Annotated in this window: 16 protein-coding genes, 1 tRNA gene, 1 riboswitch and 1 other annotated feature; of the genes, 8 read left to right on the top strand and 9 right to left on the bottom strand. The window is 32.0% G+C overall.

Annotated elements, in window-relative coordinates; genetic code table 11:
* The first annotated feature begins 256 nt into the window (after positions 1–256).
* The 6 genes from CLMAG_RS21955 (at position 257) to leuS (ending at position 5,965) form a co-directional block, all read left to right on the top strand.
* A complete protein-coding gene (locus CLMAG_RS21955) occupies positions 257–808 on the top strand; it encodes a class IV adenylate cyclase (RefSeq protein WP_066627558.1) in 552 nt (183 codons plus the stop codon).
* 75 nt (positions 809–883) lie between these two features.
* Positions 884–1,762 carry a DUF5685 family protein gene (locus tag CLMAG_RS21950; protein WP_066627555.1) on the top strand — a complete coding sequence of 293 codons (879 nt, stop codon included), beginning with the start codon at positions 884–886 and terminating at the stop codon, positions 1,760–1,762.
* On the top strand, positions 1,746–2,354 hold the full coding sequence (locus CLMAG_RS21945) for a J domain-containing protein (RefSeq protein ID WP_066627552.1): 609 nt from the start codon (positions 1,746–1,748) through the stop codon (positions 2,352–2,354). The genes CLMAG_RS21950 and CLMAG_RS21945 overlap by 17 nt, the downstream gene beginning before the upstream one ends.
* A gap of 18 nt (positions 2,355–2,372) precedes the next feature.
* Positions 2,373–2,894 carry a hypothetical protein gene (locus CLMAG_RS21940; protein WP_066627550.1) on the top strand — a complete coding sequence of 174 codons (522 nt, stop codon included), beginning with the start codon at positions 2,373–2,375 and terminating at the stop codon, positions 2,892–2,894.
* A 117-nt stretch (positions 2,895–3,011) separates the two neighbouring features.
* Positions 3,012–3,086 (top strand) — tRNA-Gln (locus CLMAG_RS21935).
* A 151-nt stretch (positions 3,087–3,237) separates the two neighbouring features.
* Positions 3,238–3,454, top strand: a binding site (T-box leader).
* 72 nt (positions 3,455–3,526) lie between these two features.
* Positions 3,527–5,965, top strand: a complete 2,439-nt coding sequence (gene leuS / locus CLMAG_RS21930; RefSeq protein ID WP_066627548.1) for a leucine--tRNA ligase — start codon at positions 3,527–3,529, stop codon at positions 5,963–5,965.
* Between the two features lie 32 nt (positions 5,966–5,997).
* On the opposite strand, the gene yjbM is transcribed toward leuS, so the two are convergent.
* Positions 5,998–6,786 carry a GTP diphosphokinase gene (gene yjbM, locus CLMAG_RS21925; protein ID WP_066627546.1) on the bottom strand — a complete coding sequence of 263 codons (789 nt, stop codon included), beginning with the start codon at positions 6,784–6,786 and terminating at the stop codon, positions 5,998–6,000.
* 165 nt (positions 6,787–6,951) lie between these two features.
* Here yjbM and CLMAG_RS21920 point away from each other — a divergent pair, with 165 nt between their 5' ends.
* Entirely contained in the window at positions 6,952–7,833 is an 882-nt protein-coding gene (locus CLMAG_RS21920; protein WP_066627544.1) for a DUF2225 domain-containing protein, read from the top strand.
* Positions 7,834–7,893: 60 nt separating this feature from the next.
* Here CLMAG_RS21920 and CLMAG_RS21915 read toward each other — a convergent pair whose 3' ends face one another.
* The 5 genes from CLMAG_RS21915 to CLMAG_RS21895 form a co-directional block, all read right to left on the bottom strand.
* A complete protein-coding gene (locus CLMAG_RS21915) occupies positions 7,894–8,580 on the bottom strand; it encodes a metallophosphoesterase (RefSeq protein WP_066627542.1) in 687 nt (228 codons plus the stop codon).
* An 11-nt stretch (positions 8,581–8,591) separates the two neighbouring features.
* A complete protein-coding gene (locus CLMAG_RS21910) occupies positions 8,592–8,855 on the bottom strand; it encodes an EscU/YscU/HrcU family type III secretion system export apparatus switch protein (protein ID WP_066627539.1) in 264 nt (87 codons plus the stop codon).
* Between the two features lie 80 nt (positions 8,856–8,935).
* Positions 8,936–10,516 carry a hypothetical protein gene (locus tag CLMAG_RS21905; protein WP_066627537.1) on the bottom strand — a complete coding sequence of 527 codons (1,581 nt, stop codon included), beginning with the start codon at positions 10,514–10,516 and terminating at the stop codon, positions 8,936–8,938.
* A gap of 337 nt (positions 10,517–10,853) precedes the next feature.
* Positions 10,854–11,480: an ECF transporter S component gene (locus CLMAG_RS21900; protein WP_066627535.1), complete on the bottom strand. Its 627-nt coding sequence runs from the start codon at positions 11,478–11,480 to the stop codon at positions 10,854–10,856.
* 158 nt (positions 11,481–11,638) lie between these two features.
* Positions 11,639–11,755, bottom strand: a riboswitch (FMN riboswitch).
* A gap of 92 nt (positions 11,756–11,847) precedes the next feature.
* Complete coding sequence (locus tag CLMAG_RS21895) at positions 11,848–14,007, bottom strand: Tex family protein (protein ID WP_066627527.1); 2,160 nt, start codon at positions 14,005–14,007, stop codon at positions 11,848–11,850.
* A gap of 117 nt (positions 14,008–14,124) precedes the next feature.
* Here CLMAG_RS21895 and CLMAG_RS21890 point away from each other — a divergent pair, with 117 nt between their 5' ends.
* Positions 14,125–15,471, top strand: coding sequence for a M28 family metallopeptidase (locus tag CLMAG_RS21890; RefSeq protein ID WP_066627526.1), 1,347 nt, complete (start codon positions 14,125–14,127; stop codon positions 15,469–15,471).
* A 129-nt stretch (positions 15,472–15,600) separates the two neighbouring features.
* Here CLMAG_RS21890 and prfB read toward each other — a convergent pair.
* From prfB to hpf, 3 genes are all read right to left on the bottom strand, one after another.
* A protein-coding gene (gene prfB / locus CLMAG_RS21885) for a peptide chain release factor 2 (protein WP_139264111.1) occupies positions 15,601–16,711 on the bottom strand; the annotation gives its coding sequence in 2 pieces (ribosomal slippage) (positions 15,601–16,632 and positions 16,634–16,711; 1,110 coding nt in all).
* Positions 16,712–16,728: 17 nt separating this feature from the next.
* Positions 16,729–19,239 carry a preprotein translocase subunit SecA gene (gene secA / locus CLMAG_RS21880; protein WP_066627521.1) on the bottom strand — a complete coding sequence of 837 codons (2,511 nt, stop codon included), beginning with the start codon at positions 19,237–19,239 and terminating at the stop codon, positions 16,729–16,731.
* 335 nt (positions 19,240–19,574) lie between these two features.
* Entirely contained in the window at positions 19,575–20,111 is a 537-nt protein-coding gene (hpf, locus tag CLMAG_RS21875) for a ribosome hibernation-promoting factor, HPF/YfiA family (protein WP_066627519.1), read from the bottom strand.
* Positions 20,112–20,175: the final 64 nt, after the last annotated feature.

Genomic DNA, 20,175 nt, shown 5'->3' with positions numbered 1-20,175 from the left:
TCATAAACTTCTTTACAAAATCCTTTTATCCGATGACTCCCCACTCTAATACTCTCATGTTCATAGGAAACTCCATTTGATCCAAGTTTTCACTTCTTCTTTACTATACTATATTTTTACATACTGCTCAAATATAATTAAGGATATACATATAAATTTTACTAATCATATTTTATACACACATCCTTTACACATATAACCAAAATTTATGATATAATTCAATATAGCAACAATTAAGTATTAGAGGTGTTATAATTTGAATGAATTTGAGACAAGAATTATTAATATAGATGTAGACAAAATAAGAAGAAGGCTTATAGAAATAAATGCTACTAAAGTAAAAGAAGAAAATCAGATTAACGATATATATGATTTCAGTGACAGAAGATTAATAAAAGCTAAGGGATATGCAAGAATACGAATAGTAGAAGATCTCCTCAATAACTCTACCCATTACTACATGACTACGAAGAAAATGTTAAGCCAGGAAATTTATAAAGTAATGGAAGAGAATGAGACCGAGATATTAGATGCCAAGGCTGGAGAGAATATATTTAAATCTTTAGGTCTGGAGCTTGTTCAATCAATAAAAAAATATAGGGAGAGCTACAAATATAAGAATACATTAATAGAGATTGATATAAATGATAAATCCTTCTGTCCTTTTCCTTATATAGAGATAGAAACTAATAACGATAAGGAACTAGAAGAAGTAGTTTCCCTACTTGGTTATACTCTTAAAGATACAACTTCCAAAACTATATATGAAATACTTAAAGACTTTAACGGCTTCAAGCCCGAAAGTTAACTTACACTACGAGATATAATATTAATCTTCAGATAGTTAAAGACTTAAATTAAAGAATATAACAGGAGAATTTTTATGTTTGGTTACGTTACTCCTTGCAAAATGGAGCTTAAAATAAAGGATTATGAAAAATTTAGAGGTTATTATTGTGGTTTATGCAAGTCTATAAAGAACAACATAGGTAATATTCCTAGAATGTCTCTTAATTATGACATGACTTTTTTAGCTATACTTTTAGATTCATTGAGTGATGATAGGATAACCTATATTAAACAACGGTGTTCTATACATGGTTTAAAAAAGAAAATTATTGTTACAAATAATCCTTACTTAGAATATGCGGCATTTTGCAATACCGCTTTAAGTTATTATAAATTCGTTGATAATATAAATGATGACAATTCTATTAAAGGCAGGATATTTTCTTTACTTTTTAAAGGCTATCTAAAGAAAACTCCGTCTAAATTAAAAGGACATTTAGCATACATGGAAAACACATTAAATCAACTATATAAACTTGAAACTAACCCAGAAAATAATTCTATTGATTACATATCCCATCCTTTCGCTGAACTTACAGGATTTATTCTATCCTCCTACGAAAACAATAAAAATAAGAATAACTTGTATTGGCTTGGATACAATCTCGGAAAGTGGATTTATATAATTGATGCTTGGGATGACTTGGAAAAGGATATGACAAATAAAAAGTTTAATGTTATAAATAGTTGTTTCAATGATGATAATTTATCTTATAGTGAATTTTCAAAGCAAATTGAAGCCAAAGTAGATTTTATATTAGGTACCTGTGCAGCTCAATGTATGCATTTCTTTGAGAACTTATCTTTAAAGAAGAATGAGGACTTACTATATAATATCTTACAATATGGTCTTTTGGAAAAAATGGATAAAGTGTTTAAAAGGGGTGTTTGTAAAAATGAAAAATCCATATGAAGTTTTAGGCATAAGTAAGGATGCCTCAAAGGATGAAATTAAAAAAGCCTATAGAGAACTTGCAAAAAAATATCATCCTGATCAGTATGGTAATAATCCATTAAAGGATTTAGCTGAAGTTAAAATGAGAGATATCAACGAAGCCTATCAGTATTTGATGAGCAATACACCAGAATCTTCTTATCAGCGCAGCGGCAATAGTTATGGCAACTCTACTAACAGTACTAGTTCAGATATGTACAGATCTATAGAAATGGATCTAATGAATGGAAATTTCAGCTATGCAGAAGAAAAACTTAACAGAATCACTGTAAGAGATGCTGAATGGAACTACTTAATGGGATTATTAAATATGAGAAAAGGCTGGTATAATGAAGCATATAATAATTTAAATATGGCCTGCAGATTAGATCCACAAAACATGAAATATAGAAATGAATTTAGTAGATTAAATAATATGAACAATTCATATAGAGAACCTTATCGTAACAGCAAGAGGAAGGATTTCAGCATGTGTGATATATGTACCACTTTATATTGTCTTGACTGCTGCTGTGAATGTGGCGGTGGAGACTTTATAGACTGCTGTTAGAAAGGTGGCATTTATAATATGGATATAAGAAATAAAAAAACTTCATACATAGCTAAAGGTGGTTTCTTTACTGCTATAGGGTTTATTTTTATATATCTAAGCACCATAGTGCCAGTAAATAGAGCTTATTTACTGGCTATGGCATCTTGCATTATACCCTTATCCGTTATTACAACTAATGTAAAAAATGCTATAGTTGTTTATATGTCAACTTCTCTTCTTGCACTACTTATTTGTGGTGCTAAAATTACTGTTGTACTTTATATTATATTCTTTGGCATATATGGTTTAGTTAAGTATTACATTGAACTATTAAGAAAGCTTTACCTTGAATTAATATTAAAGCTTCTATTTCTAAACATAGACTTAGCTATATTACTTTTTATTTATAAGTTATTTTTCCCTGGCCTACTAAAGATAGCTATGCCAGTATATATTATAGTAGCAGCGGCTCAAGTAGCATTTTTAGTATTTGACTATATCCTAACTATGTTTATTACTTATTCCAATAAACATTTCATTAAAAAATTAAATTTATGAAGCGGAAACTTGCATCAGGTTCACCTATAATTTTCAAACAAAAATCTATTGACATGTTCATTTAATATGGTATAATATTTTTTGTCGGTTAAGTATTATTCCAGTACATTATAATATTGCCCATTCGCCAAGCGGTAAGGCACCTGACTCTGACTCAGGTATTCGGAGGTTCAAATCCTTCATGGGCAGCCATTAAAGAACTCTTGATTTCAAGAGTTCTTTTTTTAAGTAACTTTCAACAAATTGAATATTAATAATAGTTAAGATGCAAAATTCAGCTTATTTTCTACAACTAATTCTTGACAAAAACTTACTATTGCTATAAAATCTTTAATAAAGTTAATACTGTGCTTTGACAAGGAGTAGTAGTATTTTTATCTATCGAAGAGAGCTGTTGGTTGGTGTAAAACAGCACTGATAAAGTATGAACTCGCCTTTGAGCTTATCTGAAGAAAATCAGATACGGTTAAAACCGTTATATTTTTGAGTGAAAGCAAGTATAAAATTATATTTGTTTTAATAAGAGTGGTACCGCGGAATTCAGGCTTTTCGTCTCTTGCATAGAGACAAAAGCCTTTTTTGTTGTTAAAATAATATTTATATAAATAAACTACGCTAAAGGAGCGATTTTAATGGGTAACTATGGTACTAGTATTGATGAAAAATGGCAAAAAAAATGGGAAGAAACAAATCTTTATAAATTTGATGAAAATAATTTAGGTAAGAAGCTTTATACACTTGAGATGTTCTCTTACCCTTCAGGAAGTAAGCTTCATGCTGGTCACTGGTTCAACTATGGTCCAGTAGATTCATGGGCTAGAATGAAAAAGATGCAGGGATATAACGTATTCCAACCTATGGGCTTTGATGCTTTCGGTCTTCCTGCAGAAAATTATGCTATAAAAACCGGAATTCACCCTAAAGATTCTACAATGCAAAACATTGAAACTATGGAAAATCAATTAAAAGCTATGGGAGCTATGTTTAACTGGGATAATGAAGTTATAACTTGTAACCCTGACTACTATAAATGGACTCAATGGTTATTTTTAAAACTTTTTGAAAAAGGATTAGCTTATAGAAAAAATGCTCCAGTAAATTGGTGCCCTAGCTGTAATACAGTACTTGCAAACGAACAGGTTCTAGATGGCGCTTGTGAGAGATGCAGCACTGAGGTAACTAAAAAGGACTTAACTCAATGGTTCCTAAAAATTACAGACTATGCTGATGAATTATTACAGGATTTAGATAAACTTGATTGGCCTGAAAAAACTAAAGCTATGCAAAGACACTGGATTGGCAAGTCTATAGGTGCTGAAGTAACATTCAAAGTTGATAACTCCGATTTACAGTTTGATGTATTTACTACAAGAGTTGATACGCTATTTGGGGTTACTTACGTAGTTGTAGCGCCAGAAAATAACCTAGTAGATAAGTTAACCATCGCTGAATATAGAGATCAGGTTGAAGCTTACAAAGATCAGGCTAAAAAACAATCTGACATAGAAAGACAGTCAATCACTAGAGAAAAAACAGGAGTATTCACTGGTTCCTATGCTATAAATCCTATAAACGGAAGAAAAGTTCCTATTTGGGTTGGTGACTACGTACTAAACACTTATGGTACAGGAGCAGTTATGGCAGTTCCTGCTCATGATGAAAGAGACTTTGCTTTTGCAACAAAGTATAATCTTCCAATAGAAAGAGTTATAGAAGGCGGAGATTCTCTTCCTTATGTTGACTACGGAAAAATGGTTAACAGTGGAGAATTTGACGGACTTTCAGGTAAAGAAGGTATAACTGCTGTTATTAAAAAGCTTGAAAGTATTGAATTAGGTTCTGGAAAAGTAAACTTCAGACTAAGAGACTGGCTAGTTTCAAGACAAAGATACTGGGGTGCACCTATTCCTATAGTACATTGTGAAAAATGTGGCACAGTAGCTGTTCCTGAGGAACAACTTCCTGTTGAACTTCCTTATGATGTAGAGTTTTCTCCAGATGGAAAATCTCCGTTATCAAAATGTAAAGAATTTATTAATACTACATGTCCTAATTGTGGTGGTCCTGCTAAAAGAGAAGCGGATACATTAGATACTTTTGTGTGTTCTTCTTGGTATTATTTAAGATACCCAGATAATAAAAACAGCGAAATAGCTTTTGATACTGAAAAGATAAATAAGATGCTTCCAGTAGATATGTATGTTGGAGGTCCTGAGCACGCTTGCATGCATCTTTTATATGCTAGATTTATAACTAAAGCCTTAAGAGACATGGGTTATTTAAACTTCGATGAACCATTTTTATCCCTAAGACATCAAGGATTAATTCTTGGACCAGATGGATTAAAAATGAGTAAGTCTAAAGGAAACACTATATCTCCTGATGACTATATTAAGGAATTTGGATCAGACGTATTCAGAATGTATCTAATGTTTGGTTTTGATTATACTGAAGGTGGCGCATGGAGTGACGATGGAATAAAATCTATAGGAAGATTCATAGATAGAGTTGAACGTATTCTTGAATCTGCAAGAGAAGAAATAGGTAAAGCTTCTAATAATAAAACTACTCTAGATAAAGCAGAAAAAGAGTTGAATTACGTTAGACACTTTACTATAAAATCTGTATCTGACGATGCTGCAAGATTCCAATTTAATACTTCTATTGCTAGACTTATGGAATATACTAATGCTTTTTCAAAATACTTATCAGAGAATGTTAAAAATACTACTTTCTTAAAAGATGCAGTAGTTGATTTTATAAAGCTTATTGCGCCTTTTGCTCCTCATTTTGCTGAAGAACAATGGGAATTTATCGGAATGAATTACTCTGTGTTTAACGAAAAATGGCCTGCTTTCGATCCTAGTGCTCTAATAAAGGACGAAATCGAAATTGCTATTCAGGTAAACGGAAAAATAAAAGCTAAAATGAACATTGCCAGCGGATTATCTGAAGATGAAATAAAAGAAGCTGCCATTAACAATGCTGAGGTTAAAACTTTCTTAGCTGAAAAGGAAGTAAAGAAAGTTATCGTCGTCAAGGGAAGACTTGTAAATATAGTAGTTAAATAATGAAATAAAAAAACAGGGGGGGCTCGGTCCCCCTATCTATACATATCTAATACTTTTTCTGTAGATTTTAATAAACTAGCCAGTTCATACACTTCTCCACCTTCAATTAATTTATTTAATTGACTTTGAAATCTTGTAGATTCAACAAGTTTACCCATTGATGACAAAGTAAGCACATTATTCATTATATCTGACACAAGACTTGATTTTACTTCAAATAGCTTTTGTGCATCCTTAATTTCATCTTTAATCTCAAGCATTTGTTCATCTAATTTAAAAGCGGCATCAGCTGCACTTTTAAGTTTATTTCTTATATCCTCAGGAATTTTATGCTTGTATTTATAGTTCAATGAATGTTCTATGGTAGCCCAAAAATTCATTGCTAAAGTTCTAATTTGAAACTCCGCTAATATTTCCTTTTGTCCATCTGCCATATTTACAGGATATTTTATAATCACGTGATAGCTTCTATATCCGCTTTCTTTTACATTTGTTACATAGTCTTTTTCATATATTAACTGCATATCTTTTCTTGCTCTAATTATCTCTACAACTTTTTCGACATCATCAACAAACTGGCACATAATCCTTATGCCAGCAATGTCCTCCATCTCGTAACCTATTCTATCTAAGGGTATATTAAACTTATTCGCTTTTTCTAATATACTAGATATTTCTTTTACTCTTCCTGTAATAAACTCAATAGGCGAATACTCATTCTTTCTTCTATATTCTTTTCGTATACTCCTAAACTTAACCTTTAACTCCTCAACTGCCTGTTCGTAAGGTATTAGGAAGGTCTTCCACTCTCCTATAGCCATATCCGTTCACCTCTGCATAGTATGATTCAAGTTTCTACTTAATCATTATATATTATACTACTATATTATAGTACATTATCTATAAATAAATAATATAATTTCTTCATATTCTTTGATATAATAATATCATATAACAAATTATTGATATTGAAGGTGATTATATATATGTCCAAAAATATATTTTCCGGCCTTGAAGATCTTGGCTTTGACAATGTAAGCGATGTAGATCTATACAAAAAAAAAGTTAACAAAGAAGTAGAACAACAAGTAGAGCAAAGTGAGGATGAAAAGTTAAAATCTCATTTATATGACAGACAGGTTACATGTCCTGTTTGTGAAAATATTTTTAAGGCTAGAGCTGTTAAAACTTCCTCCTATAGAGTTATAAAACAAGATTCAGACTTGTTTATTAATTATGCTCTTGTAAATCCTTATTTTTATGATGTTTGGATCTGCAACAGCTGCGGATACTCTGCTATGAAAAATGACTTTAATAAAATTAGAAGTTTTCAAATAGATTCTATAAAACAAAAAATTACATCTAAATGGAACGGTAAAAGTTATCCTGATGTATATGATATAAATATAGCAATAGAAAGATATAAGCTATCTCTATTAAATTATTTTGTAATGGAGGCTAAAGCAAGTAAAAAAGCTATGAATTGTTTAAAGCTTGCCTGGATGTATAGGATACTGGGTGACAGCACTAATGAAATGACTTTTTTAAAGCAAGCATTAGCAGGTTTCAACGACGGTTATTTCAACGAAGATTTTCCTATTTACGGAATGGATAAGTTTACATGTATGTATCTTATAGGTGAACTGAACAGACGAGTTGGAAACAACAGCGAAGCCATGAGTTGGTTTAGCCAAGTAATAGTTACTCAAGGAGTTCCTCAGAAACTTAAGGATCGTGCTAGAGATCAAAAGGACATAATAGTAGAAACCGAGAAAGAAAATGCTAATATGGATGAGTCTAATTTTTCTGGTGAAAAAGATAAGAATAATGAACCTAAAAAGGGATTCTTCTCAAGATTTTTTAAATAAAATGAATTTTTGTACTTATACTCTAAGATATATAGTTCGAATAAATTATCCCATAAAAACCTATAAAATTTTTATGGGATTAAAATCCAAATAATCACCTGAGGTAATTATATATTCTATATTATCTAGTACACCGTTTAATGCTTTTGCAAGAGATGGACCATGTAGATGTCCATATACAACCTTTTCTACATTATATTCTTTAAATATCTGCACAAAACCAGATTCCAATAATTTCTCATTCATAGGAGGGTAGTGAAGCATAACTATAAATTTTTTAAATCCATTCTTTGCTGCAGCATCTAATGAAAGTCTCAATCTGTTAAGTTCTCTTGTATATATCTTTTCATCCTTCTGTGTAAAATTTTCTCCTCCAGGGCAGGTCCATCCTCTAGTACCGCAAATAGCATAATCTTCATAGATAAAGAAGTTATTTTGAATAAATTTCATATCTTCATGTAAATTATTTAACTTACTAATACTAGACCACCAAAAATCGTGATTCCCTTTAGTCATAATTTTTGTACCTGGTAGATTATGAACCCATTCTAGGTCCTTAATCCCACTTTCTATTTTCATGGACCATGATATATCTCCTGCTATGAGCACTGTATCTTTATCAGTAATCTTATTTAACCAATTGTTTTTTATTTTTTCATCATGCTTAAACCATTTATCACCAAATATATCCATTGGCTTATCACCATTTAAATCTAGGTGCAAATCTGATATGGCATATAATGACACGTAACCACCTTCTATTTCTTCATATTTTTATCTATGTCCATTACATAAGCTATTACCTTAGCTACTGCATCATACAATTCGAAAGGAATAGCCTCTCCAACATCTACGTTAGTTAAAAGATTAGATAATTGTTCATCATATACTATTGGAACATTATTTTCTTCAGCATTCTGTAATATTTTATCTGCAACATGACCCATACCAGCTGCCGTTACCATAGGTGACTGATACCCTTGTTCATACCTTAATGCTGCTGCCCTTTTTCTTTTATTCATTATTAAATACCCCACAACTTTGAAGCATAATTTATCTAACTCTTAATAATATTATAATCTGCTAAGAGTTTATTGTAAATTTATACTTTTACATTTATCACACCTAAATTGTTATCTCCAAAAAAATCCCTACAGTTTGTAATGTTCATTTCTTTTTCTCTTTCCGCCACATTAACATAAACATTATAACCCATACTGGATATGTCCCCCAATATTTTATCTTTTCCTATATCTAATAGCTTCATCCAGGTTCCGTCGCACTTTATATCTATATTCATATTATTTTTATTAACTCTTATATAAGCGTCCACTACTCCCATGTGTATAGTATTTACAGAGGCTGCTATTTTTACATCAGTGGAATCTATTTTTTTACCTTTCTTTCTTTCATCTTTTATCATTAGTTTACATTCATATTCATGGTTATCTAAGTTTATAGGTAAATCAAGATAATAGTACTGATTGGACATAGAATTAAACACCTTAAAATCATTTATACTTTTATCTAAAGTCTGAATTATATTACTATATGACTCTGGCTTAGCTTCGCTTGTTTGTTCTAATACTGTCTTTATTATATTTTTCATTTCTTCAGTTTTAGTACTTATCTGATCTTTTATATTTTTTGCAATATCATCTATTGTTAATGGCTTTTTTGTTATTTTTTCTAGATTAGCTTCACTATTGTCACCAATACTTACTTTAACTTCATTTAAATCCTTATGGACTTTAAAATCATTGTCCTTTAAGTCACCAGTACTACCTTCTATATCTTTCATATCTATTTGGTTCTCAGCACTACCAGACATCATTATATTTGGGTTGTTACCCATTATACTTTTGCTATCTGGCTGCTTTTTTTCTTTTGAAACTACTATATTACTAGATGCAGCTTCACTATTTGTTTTATTGATCTCTTCACTAGCTAACCCACTGGTGTTTTGTTCATGATTAATTAGATTAGCCAACTTATTTTTTATATCATTATATATGGCAGATGAGCCCTTAAATATATTATTAAAGCTTTTTATATTATCTTCTGTCAAATCTATATTATTTTCAAACAGAGTAACTATATCATCTTCAGATATATTTTTCAACTGATTGAAAAATGCTTTTAAGGTTTCTTTAACTTTAATACCTTCAGTACTATCAGCACTTATACCTTTACTATCCATATACTTTGCTATAAATGCATTTTCTTCCTCCGGATTTGAAGATATTTTATCCCTAAAGTCTACCAAAGTTTTTATATTAGAAATATTCTCTTTAGTCAAAGGTATTTCATGCTTTACCATTTTATCTAATAATGCATAGTCATCTTTACTTACATTTATACCCTTTCCCTCTAACTGAGAATCAATAGTATTCTTCTGTAAATCGTCCTGTTTTTTATTATTTAATACTTTTATTTGGAGCTTTCCATCTTCAAAACCATCTACTTCAAATCTTAAAAGTCCTTCTTGCAAGTGATCTAAAGGCTTTTGTAGCTTTGCGGAAAATTGCCATCCATCTAAAAGCTTTAGCAGTACTTCTCCCGTTACCTTATCTAAATTTACTACTCTAGCTAAGAAATTCTCTCCAACTGTAAAGGATAGCTTGCTAAGAATTTTTCTAGCCTCTACATTGTTAACACTATTTACATTCCATATTCCAGCCACATGACACCCTCCTCTTCATTTTGCAATTAAGGTATTTAATTGAAGCTTTACTTATCCGATGACTACCCACTCTAATACTCCCATGCTTTATATGAAACTCCTCTTCCTACGTCAGAGGAGTAAGCGATTCGCACCAAATCATAGATTTGGGCTCTCTGCTTAACTGTACGTTGCGAGCGGCTACGTCCCTGGATTCGTTCACCTAAGAATCAGGTGGGGTTTGAAACCCCATCTGATTCAAGTTTACACTTCATATTATCGTATATAAATACTCTTTTATGAAGTTATTTTTGAAAGTAATAAAAAACCGGAGGTTGTCCCCCGGATTTTCCTGCTTTTAATTATTTTTAACTAAATCTCTATTGCTATTTACGTCCTCATGAAGTATTGATGATACACTCTTATATGCCGCCATAGTTAAAGCAGAAACAACTGCTCCTTTAATTAAGTTAAAAGGTGCTATAGACCATACTATTAATGAGTTTATATCTGTAATATGACTATTTACTTTACTTCCCATAGCTACTATTGCATTTATAGGGAAATGAAGTACTTTTTCGTATAATGGTAAAAGTACAAAATAATTAAATACACTAGCCACTACCGTCATAGCTATAGTTCCAACTACCAAACCCAAAACTGCTGAATTCCTACTTTTATTCTTGTTATATACATATCCTGCCGAAAATACTAAAACTGAGCCTACTACAAAGTTAGCTAATTCACCAATAAAGGCTGTTTCTGCTCCCTTAAATATACCATGAAGTATATTCTTTAATAGTTCTATACCTATTCCTGCTGCAGGTCCCAATGCAAAAGCTCCAATCAAGGCAGGTAGGTCACTAATATCAATTTTCAAGAAGCTTGGGAAAATAGGAATTGGCACCTCAATAAACATAAGTAAGAATCCAATTACCCCTAGTAGAGACATCTTAACTAATCTGTTTAGTTTTCCATTCTTCATTTTTACACCCTCCATATTCTTTACAAGTCCTAAAGAATTACTAATCCTTCAGTCTCTCATAATTAAAATTTAAAGACCATTTAAAGTTCTTACTCCTGGGAAGGTGACCAGTATAACAAAAATCCCTGGCAAAAATGCCAGGGCTAATAAACATCATACTTTACCTTCTCTCATCCAGACTTTACTGTCGGCTTCGGAATTACACCGAATCATACCACTTAAGGCTCGCGGGCTATACCGCCGGTGGGGACTCTCACCCCGCCCTGAAGATTTATTAATCTATATTTTGATTATAGTACAAGTTGTTTTGAAATTCAATATATATATTTACTTTATTTTCAAATTATAACCTTAAATATGAAAGATTCTACTGCTTTTTCATAGTTAGAGCTATTCTTTTTCTTTTTTGCTCTACCTCAAGCACTGTAACTTCTACAATATCACCAACCTTAACCACATCTAAAGGATGCTTTACAAACTTATCTGAAAGCTGGCTTATATGAACTAATCCATCTTGATGAACTCCTATGTCAACAAAAGCTCCAAAATCCGCTACATTTCTTACAGTTCCCATAAGTACCATTCCCGGCTTTAAATGAGACATCTCAATTATTCCTGTTTTTAAAATTGGCTTTGGAAGTTCTTCTCTTGGGTCTCTACCAGGTTTTTTAATTTCCTTTATTATATCCTTTAAAGTAGGTACCCCTATACCTAACTCTTCAGCTAAGGATTCTATGCCTATTTTGTCAGCCCTTTGATCAATATCTATAAGCTTGTTATTTTTTAAATCTTCCATAGTATATCCTAATTTATCTAATAAATCTTTAGCTGCCTTATAGGATTCAGGATGGACAGCTGTATTATCTAGAGGCTCTTCACTTTCCATAACCCTTAAAAAACCTGCACACTGTTCAAAAGCTTTAGCCCCTAATCTTTTAACCTTCAATAATTCTTTTCTACTCTTAAACTTACCATTCTCTTCTCTATAGGCTACAATGTTTTGAGATATAGTTGAATTTATACCTGATATATAAGATAAAAGTGCTGGTGTAGCTATATTTAAATCTACCCCTACATTATTAACACAATCTTCTACTATACCACTTAGAGATTCATCTAACTTTTTAGGAGCAACATCATGCTGGTATTGTCCTACTCCTATAGACTTAGGATCAATTTTTACAAGCTCTGCTAATGGATCCTGAAGTCTTCTACCTATCGATATAGCACCTCTTAAAGAAACGTTTATATCTGGATATTCTTTTGCTGCAAGTTCTGATGCAGAGTAAACAGATGCTCCAGCTTCTGAAACTACTACATAAAAAATATCTTTATTTTTTTCCTCTTTAATCTCTTTTATAAGCCTCACAATGACCTCTTCCGACTCTCTACTAGCTGTTCCATTGCCTAAAGATATTACGTCTATATCGTGCTTATAAACTAAATCCTTAAGTGTCTTTATAGAACCCTCTATATCATTTTGTGGAGCTGTAGCATACACTGTAGAAGTATCTAGAAGCTTTCCTGTATCATCAAGTACAGCTATCTTACATCCCGTTCTAAAACCAGGGTCATAACCTAAAACAACCATTCCTTTGATTGGCGCTTGCATTAAAAGAGCTTTTAGATTAGCTTTAAATATCTTTATAGCTCCTTCTTCTCCTTTATCAGTAAGCTCTGATCTTATTTCTCTTTCAATAGAAGGATATATAAGTCTTTTTAAAGAATCCTTTACACTTTCTTCTATAAACTTATCTGTAACTTCATTTCCTTTTAAGCATCTTGCTTTCAAGTATTCTGCTATTTTTTCCGTATCAGCAGTTATTTTAACAGAAAGAATTTTTTCCTTTTCACCTCTATTAATGGCTAGTATTCTGTGTGCTGGGATACTTTTTACTGCCTCATTATAGTTATAGTACATTTCAAAAGGTGTAGACTCTTTACTTTCACCGCTGGTTTGGATTAATCCTTCTTTATTTACGAATTCTCTAATCCATTTTCTATATTCAGCTTCATCAGAAATAATTTCACTTATAATATCCATTGCGCCTTGCAGGGCTTCTTCTGCTGATTTTACTTCTTTTTCACCACTTATGAATTCTGCTGCATAGTCCTTTATATTCCCTTTAAACTGTCCATCCCATATAACTTCTGCTAATGGCTTTAATCCCTTCTCTTCTGCAATTATTGCTCTTGTTCTTTTCTTAGGCTTATATGGTCTATATATATCTTCTACTTCTGTTAGAGTTTCACACTTTACTATAGATTGTTTAAGCTCCTCTGTAAGCTTACCTTGTTCTTCTATAATTCTTATGACATCATCTTTTCTTGATTGAAGGTTTCTTAAATATGTAAGTCTCTCTGATAGATTTCTAAGAGTTACGTCACTCATATCCCCAGTCATTTCTTTTCTATATCTTGCTATAAAGGGTACAGTGTTTCCTCCATCCAAAAGCTCTATTACGCTTTCCACATGCTTTTTATTTAACTGTAATTCTTTTACTAATCTTTCAACTATGTTATTCATTTTCCCAATTTCCTTCCATTTTTAATTATGCAACTAAAAATATATTACAACAGTTATATACTATTTTGCAAATTAATATATATTTAGAGATATCTTTATATTTAAGGAGCTAATTAAATGATAAAAAAACTACTTTCCTTTTTCCTAGTTATATTTTGTACCTTACTGTCCCTTAGTTTTCAATTTTATTTTTCTATACATTCTTTTAATGATAGTTCAGCAAAAGAATACATAGATTATTTATCTTCTGATAGCCTTAAAGGTAGGCTAGCAGGTACTCTAGAAAATGATACTGCGGCTATATATGTAAAAAATCAGTTTGAACGTAATGGTCTAAAACCATACGAAGGGAGTTACTTCCAACAGTTTGATACGGTGTCTCCCCATAAAATCGATGGTAAGCCTTATTTAAACGTAACTGATGAAAAAGGGTTCTTAATTAAAGAATATAAATATGGGGTTGATTATAAAGAAGACTTATTAAATTTTAAAAAAAATAATATATCTTTTAATAATAAGGATAATGTAAATTTTAGCGGTGAACACCTTCAGGTTGAAAAAGAAAATAATTATTTCCTATTTTATATACCTGAAAACAATAAGCTGAACTTTAGAAGTTCCTTTATACATACATCTCCCTACAGTATGTATATTATGGCTACAAAAGCTACTGCAAAAGAACTACAAGGCTATTTAAAAGATAATTATACTATTAATTGCTTTATACCCTTTGATACAAAACAGGCCTCTATAAACAACGTTACAGCTTATATAGAGGGTAAAGATCTATCTGCCCCTCCACTGGTGTTATCAGCACATTTTGATCACATAGGTACAGATTTATCCGGTAATGTATATAATGGCGCTTTAGATAATGCATCTGGTACCGCTTTTATATTAGAAATGAGTAAATATATAAAATCCTTAGGCAAACCTGAAAGAAGCATAATATTTGTTGCCTTTAATGCGGAAGAATTTGGCTGCCTTGGTTCCAAAGCTTTTGTAGATAAATATATAAATAAACTAAATGGAAGTGAAGTAATAAATTTTGATATGGTAGGAACTAATAATGCTGTACCGCTTTATATAATGGGTGGAAGAAAAGATACTGAAAATTCCCCTCTTATTAAAGAAACTTCAACCATTTGTTTACAGAATAAGATTGATTTTAACTATTTATTTGAGGATGCTAGCGATCACGAGTACTTTAGAAAACAAAATATAGATGCTGTAACACTTAGCGACTCGGATACTACTAGAATTCATACTCCAAATGATAAAGCTTCATCTATAAGTTCAAAAAATATAGATAGATGCTTCAAGGTAGCTTCTACTGAGGTTATAAAGTATGGATTTGGGTACAACCTTATACTTCTTTATTATAAAGAGATATTCTTTACATCATTAATAGGGGTACTATTTATTCTATATATGAAGTGGAAACTTGAATCAGATGGGGTTTGAAACCCCACCTGATTCTTAGTTGAACGAATCCAGAGACGTAGCCGCTCGTAACGTACACTTTGAAGAAGATGGGAGTATTAGAGCGGGTAGTCATCGGATAAATCACAAAAGGGTTAGAAAATAATCTTTCTAACCCCTACTATTTTGCTTAAGATATTCGCTTATAAAATTGTCTATTTCTCCATCCATAACTGCACCTATATTTCCAGACTCTTCTCCAGTTCTATGATCTTTTACAAGGGTATAAGGCTGGAACACATAAGATCTTATTTGGCTTCCCCAACCAATTTCTTTAAGCTCCCCTGTCAAATCTTCTATCTTCTCTTTATGAGCTCTTTCTTTTAATTCCACTAGTTTGGATTTTAACATTTTTATAGCTTCATCTTTATTATGATGTTGGCTTCTTTGACTTTGACATTGAACAATTATTCCTGTAGGTATATGTGTTATTCTAATTGCTGACTCTGTCTTGTTTACATGCTGCCCACCTGCTCCACTAGCCCTATATGTGTCAATTTTCATGTCCTCTGACCTTATTTCTATGTCTTGACTGCTAGTAAGCTCAGGTAAAACTTCAACAGATGCAAAGGAAGTCTGCCTTTTTCCATTAGAATTAAAAGGTGATATTCTAACTAATCGATGAATTCCCTTTTCCGCTTTTAAATATCCATATGCAAATTCACCAATTATTTTTAAGGTGGCACTTTTAATTCCTGCATCCTCAGCTGTTAACAAGTCTATAGTCTCTATCTTAAATCCATTTTTCTCTGCCCATCTTGTATACATTCTTAAAAGCATTTCTGTCCAATCCTGAGCATCAGTGCCTCCAACACCTACATGAAGATCTAGTATTGCATTGTTCTTATCATATTCTCCTGAAAGAAGTACCTCTATTCTAAATCTTTCAGTATTCTTTTTTATATCTTCTACTTCCTTTATGATTTCTATAGAAGAAGATGCATCATCTTCTTCTATAGAAAGTTTAGCCAAAAATTGAACATCCTCTATTCTTTCTTTAAGTTCAATATATTTATCTAATCTTCCCTTAAGAAATTTTTCTTCTCCCGTTGTATCTTGAGCTTTATTTACATCATTCCAGAAATCTGGCTGTTGCATTATATTCTGAAGCTCTTCGATTTTATTTTTAATACTTTCTACGTCAAAGAGAATCCCCAATTTCTTTTATAGTTTCAGTTAGCTTATTCAATTCATTTAGCATTTCTTCTAATTGAATTAGCATTTAATCACTCCCCTGTATTATTCAAATCTTCCACAACAGTTTTTATATTTCTTACCACTGCCGCATGGACATAGATCATTTCTACCTGTAGTTTTTTCTTTTTTAACAGGCTGCTTCTTTATTGAATCATCATCTTCTTGGTTTGTATGGATTTCCTTTACAACTCTTTCTCTTTCAGGAGCTTTTTGTATCTGAACATGGAATAAGTACTTTATAGTATCTACTTTAATATTGTAAATCATCTGGCTGAACATATCGCTTCCTTCAAGCTGATAAGCTTGCGCTGGATCCTGCTGTCTATAAGCTCTAAGACCAATTCCTCTCTTAAGATGTTCCATGTCATCTAAATGATCCATCCATTTCGTATCAACAACTCTTAAAAGAATAACTCTTTCTAATTCTCTCATCTGCTCTGGAGTAAACTCTTCTTCCTTTTGAGCATAGATATTCTTGCCTATTTCTACAAGCTTTTCTTTAATTTCATCATTTGTTAGATTAGCTAGTTCTTCTACTTTAAGAGAACCACTTGGCACATATAGTTCTTCCATGTATTCAATAAGTTTAGCTAGCTCATTTTCAAATTCATCTTCTAAGCCTGAAATATGAGAATCAACTATAGAGGATATTAAATCAACTAACATATCTTCTACATCTTGTTTTAAGTCCTCACCTTCAAGAACTTGAGATCTTTGTTTGTATATAATCTCTCTTTGTTTGTTTATTACATCATCGTATTGTAATAAAGTCTTTCTTATATCAAAGTTATTACCTTCAACCTTCTTTTGAGCATTTTCAATAGCACCGGAAACCATTTTGCTTTCTATAGCTTCATCATCACCAAGGCCTAGTTTCTCAACTAAACCTTTTAATTTATCTGAGCCGAATATTCTCATCAAATCATCTTCAAGTGAAACATAAAATCTTGATGCTCCTGGGTCACCTTGACGACCTGCACGACCTCTTAACTGATTATCAATTCTTCTAGACTCATGTCTTTCTGTACCAATAATCTTTAATCCACCAGCTTCTACAACACCTTCACCAAGCTTAATATCAGTACCACGACCAGCCATATTAGTAGCTATGGTAACCATTGCTTTTTCTCCAGCATGGCTTATTATCTCTGCTTCCTGCTCATGATATTTAGCATTAAGTACTTGATGAGGTATTCCCTTTCTCTTTAACATATCAGAAAGCAACTCTGATTTTTCAATACTTACTGTACCAACAAGGGACGGCTGACCTTTTTTATAAGTTTCAGCTATATCTTCTGCTACAGCCTTAAATTTTCCTTTAGCAGTCTTATAAACTACATCTGGTAAATCTATTCTTGCTATTGGTTTGTTAGTAGGAATAACCACTACGTCAAGACCGTATATTTCTCTAAATTCATTTTCCTCAGTTAATGCTGTACCAGTCATACCTGATAACTTATTGAAAATTCTAAAATAATTCTGGTATGTAATAGTAGCAAGGGTTTTTGACTCTCTCTCTACTTTAACCCCTTCTTTTGCTTCAATAGCTTGGTGTAATCCATCACTATATCTTCTACCTTCCATTACTCTTCCAGTAAACTCATCAACTATTAAGACTTCTCCGTCTCTAACCATGTAGTCTTTATCTCTTTTCATTATATAATTACCCTTTAATGCCTGAACTACATGATGTTGTATTTCCATATTTTGAGGATCAGCATAGTTTTCTAGTGAAAAGAATTTTTCAGCCTTTTCCACACCTTCATCTGTAAGTATTACGGAATTAGCTTTTTCATCTACTGTAAAATCTTTTTCTTTTACTAGAGTTTTTACAAAATGATCTGCTATTCTATACATATCAGTAGATTTTTCGCCTTCACCAGAAATTATAAGTGGTGTTCTAGCTTCGTCTATTAAAATCGAGTCAACTTCATCCACTATTGCGAAATTTAGCCCTCTTTGAACTCTTTCTTCTTTGTAAACAACCATGTTATCTCTTAGATAATCAAATCCATATTCACTATTTGTTCCATAAGTTATATCGCAATTATAAGCCTCTTGTCTCTGAGCTTGATTTAGATCATGAAGTATTACCCCTACTTTAAGTCCTAGAAATTCATATACAGGAGCCATAGTATCTCTATCTCTTTTTGCAAGATAGTCATTTACTGTGACTATATGAACGCCCTTTCCTGCTAGGGCATTAAGATATGCTGGTGCAGTTGCAACAAGAGTTTTACCTTCACCTGTTCTCATTTCAGCTATTCTACCCTGGTGAAGAACTATTCCACCTATAAGCTGTACTCTATAGTGCTTTAGCCCTATAGTTCTCCATGCTGCTTCTCTAACTACTGCAAAGGCCTCTGGCAGAATAGCATTTAAAGTTTCTCCTTTAGAGACTCTCTCTTTAAACTCATCAGTTTTAGCCCTAAGTTCTTCATCAGTTAAGCTTTGCATCTTAGCGTCTAATGCATCTATTCTGTCTACAATAGGGTTTATTCTCTTTAACTCTCTATCACTATATGATCCAAATATTTTTTGAAAGATTTTCATTTTTTTCATCCTCACTATATTAAATTTATCCAATTAACAATGACGAATATATCTATTAGTCAAATATAAACTTTATCCAATTGAAATTACGCTTACATATACCTTATAGATTATATCACCTAATTACCAGCTATTCAACTTTTATAATGACCAGTCTAATACAGTTTAAAAATTTGTTACATTTTAAACATTATCTGATAACTATATGCTCTAATGCTATCTATACATTAAACTCTCACTTCACATACATTAATATTATCCCATATATCTCTTGATATATTATAGTTATTTTCACTAATATAATCTAAAAGAGGAAGCTTATCGCTTCCTCCTCTTTAAAATTCTGGTTCTATCAAACCATAATTACCATCTTTTCTTTTATATACTACATTTACATCTGAACTATCTGCATCTTGATATACAAAAAAGTTATGTCCAACTAGCTCCATCTGAAGAACTGCTTCTTCTGCTGACATAGGTTTCATTGCAAATCTTTTAGTCTTTACTACTTTAGGCTCATCTCCATCATCGTCAATATCCTTAACCGGATCAGGTATAACCTGAAATCTTAGTGAATCATCACGATATTTCTTCTGGAGCTTTGTCTTTTGCTTTCTTATTTGTCCTTCTAACTTATCTACAGCTGAATCAATTGCTGCATACATATCATCATGTACTTCTTCAGCTCTTAATATTACTCCCCCAAAGTGAATAGTAATTTCGATAATCTGTCTGTTTCTTTCTACACTCAATGTAGCATGTGCTTCTATATGAGGTTCGAAATATTTCTCCAGTTTTGACACTTTTTTGTCAACAATGTTTTTCAATGCATCAGTTATCTCAATGTTCTTTCCACTTACTGTTATATACATACTTCCAGCCCCTTCCGCGTAACAGTGAGAATTCTCACCTTATTATGATGAAATTTGAACCATA

The organism is Clostridium magnum DSM 2767 (assembly GCF_001623875.1).
In the GTDB taxonomy this organism is placed as follows: domain Bacteria; phylum Bacillota; class Clostridia; order Clostridiales; family Clostridiaceae; genus Clostridium_AM; species Clostridium_AM magnum.
Note: the sequence above shows the minus strand (reverse complement) of the source record. Positions and strands in the feature narration are given on the sequence as shown.

What these genes read in the sequence shown, in the direction of transcription:
- CLMAG_RS21895 (WP_066627527.1), bottom strand. Translation starts at nt 14,007, where the DNA reads ATGAATAACATAGTTGAAAGATTAGTAAAAGAATTACAGTTAAATAAA.
- yjbM (WP_066627546.1), bottom strand. Translation starts at nt 6,786, where the DNA reads ATGGCTATAGGAGAGTGGAAGACCTTCCTAATACCTTACGAACAGGCA.
- leuS (WP_066627548.1), top strand. Translation starts at nt 3,527, where the DNA reads ATGGGTAACTATGGTACTAGTATTGATGAAAAATGGCAAAAAAAATGG.
- CLMAG_RS21890 (WP_066627526.1), top strand. Translation starts at nt 14,125, where the DNA reads ATGATAAAAAAACTACTTTCCTTTTTCCTAGTTATATTTTGTACCTTA.
- CLMAG_RS21940 (WP_066627550.1), top strand. Translation starts at nt 2,373, where the DNA reads ATGGATATAAGAAATAAAAAAACTTCATACATAGCTAAAGGTGGTTTC.
- CLMAG_RS21900 (WP_066627535.1), bottom strand. Translation starts at nt 11,480, where the DNA reads ATGAAGAATGGAAAACTAAACAGATTAGTTAAGATGTCTCTACTAGGG.
- CLMAG_RS21920 (WP_066627544.1), top strand. Translation starts at nt 6,952, where the DNA reads ATGTCCAAAAATATATTTTCCGGCCTTGAAGATCTTGGCTTTGACAAT.
- CLMAG_RS21950 (WP_066627555.1), top strand. Translation starts at nt 884, where the DNA reads ATGTTTGGTTACGTTACTCCTTGCAAAATGGAGCTTAAAATAAAGGAT.
- CLMAG_RS21910 (WP_066627539.1), bottom strand. Translation starts at nt 8,855, where the DNA reads ATGAATAAAAGAAAAAGGGCAGCAGCATTAAGGTATGAACAAGGGTAT.
- secA (WP_066627521.1), bottom strand. Translation starts at nt 19,239, where the DNA reads ATGAAAATCTTTCAAAAAATATTTGGATCATATAGTGATAGAGAGTTA.
- CLMAG_RS21945 (WP_066627552.1), top strand. Translation starts at nt 1,746, where the DNA reads ATGAAAAATCCATATGAAGTTTTAGGCATAAGTAAGGATGCCTCAAAG.
- hpf (WP_066627519.1), bottom strand. Translation starts at nt 20,111, where the DNA reads ATGTATATAACAGTAAGTGGAAAGAACATTGAGATAACTGATGCATTG.